This is a genomic window from bacterium, from assembly GCA_030654305.1.
Taxonomy (GTDB): Bacteria; Krumholzibacteriota; Krumholzibacteriia; order LZORAL124-64-63; family LZORAL124-64-63; genus PNOJ01.
The window spans coordinates 1-1,377 of sequence record JAURXS010000497.1 but is presented as its reverse complement, the minus strand read 5'-3'; the positions used below and the strand labels follow the sequence as shown (position 1 = coordinate 1,377).

General features: G+C 73.3%; 1 protein-coding gene. It reads right to left on the bottom strand.

The genetic code is table 11. The features are described 5' to 3' along the window. On the bottom strand, nucleotides 1-1,377 hold a 1,377-nt coding region (locus tag Q7W29_14225), incomplete at both ends, for a cyclic beta 1-2 glucan synthetase (protein MDO9172979.1).

The following is a 1,377-nucleotide window of genomic DNA, read 5'->3' as shown; positions in this document are numbered from 1 at the left end:
CAGCTGGACCAGGCCGTCGCCGCGGCGGACGAGACGCTGGTCCACCGCCGCCATCGCCGCGCTTGAGCGCGCGGCGTCGCCGCCCGGGACGAGCGCCGACCAGCTCTGGACGATCGAGTCGATCCGGCACTCGGGGTTGCTGGCGGATCCCAGGGGCGTGCCGTCGTCGAAGTACGCCCGGCGGTACCACGCGCCGTCCCAGCCGTTCGCTTCCACGTTCTGCCGCGTCCGGGCGGCCTCCCGCCGGCAGCGTTCGGCGAAGGCTCCGTCGCCGTGCCGGTCGGCGACCTCGGCGAAGCGCGTCAGCACTTCCTGCAGGAAGAAGCCCAGCCAGACGCTCTCGCCCCTGCCCTGCGCCCCCCCCAGGTTCATGCCGTCGTTCCAGTCGCCGCTCCCGATGAGCGGCAGCTCGTGCTCGCCGACGGCCAGGCCGTTCAGGACGGCGCGGACGCAGTGGTCGTACAGGCTGCCGGATTCCCGGGACCGGCCGGGCAGGTCGTAGTAGGAGTCCTCTTCCGGCTTGAGCGGACGACCCGCGAGGAAGGGCAGGGACTCGTCCAGCACGCCGGTGTCGTTCGTGGCCAGGACGTAGCGCGCGGTGGCCAGCGGCAGCCAGAGGAAGTCGTCCGAGCAGTGCGTGCGCACGCCCCGGCCCGCGGGCGGGTGCCACCAGTGCTGGACGTCGCCCTCCGCGAACTGGCGGGCCGCGCAGCGCAGCAGGTGCTCGCGCAGCAGCCGCGGTTCGGCGTGGACGAGCGCCATCGCGTCCTGCAGCTGGTCGCGGAAGCCGAAGGCGCCGCCCGGCTGGTAGTAGCCGGTGCGGGCCCAGAGCCGGCACGCCAGCGCCTGGTACAGGAGCCAGCCGTTGGCCAGCACGTCGAGGGCCGGGTCCGGGGTCTCCACGCGCACGGCGCCGAGCGTGCGCAGCCAGTACTGACGCACCGCGACGAACGTGTCCCGCGCGGTGCCGGCGCCCCGGAAGCGGTGGGCGAGGTCGCCCGCGTCCCGGGCGTCCCGTCCGGCGCCCAGCCTGAAGACCAGCTCGTGCCGCTGATCGATGTCCAGTTCGAAGGGGATCCTGATCGCGGCGCAGGGGTCCAGCGCCGCCCCGGTCCGGTCCGAGAGCCGCGGCTTCGACATGGCGGCCGGGTCGCGCAGCGAGCCGTTGCGTCCCAGGAATTCCGTGCGGTCGCAGGTGAACGACCGGGTCATGTCGTCCGCGTCGAAGAAGGCGACCCGGCCGGCGAACTCCGTGTTGTACGAGTTGCGCGCGAAGAGAGCGCCCGTCCTGGCGTCGATCCCGGTGACGACGTGCATGGCCGACTTCGGCCGCAGGTCGCCGATCACCCACTCCACGTACCCGGTGACGGAGAGCCG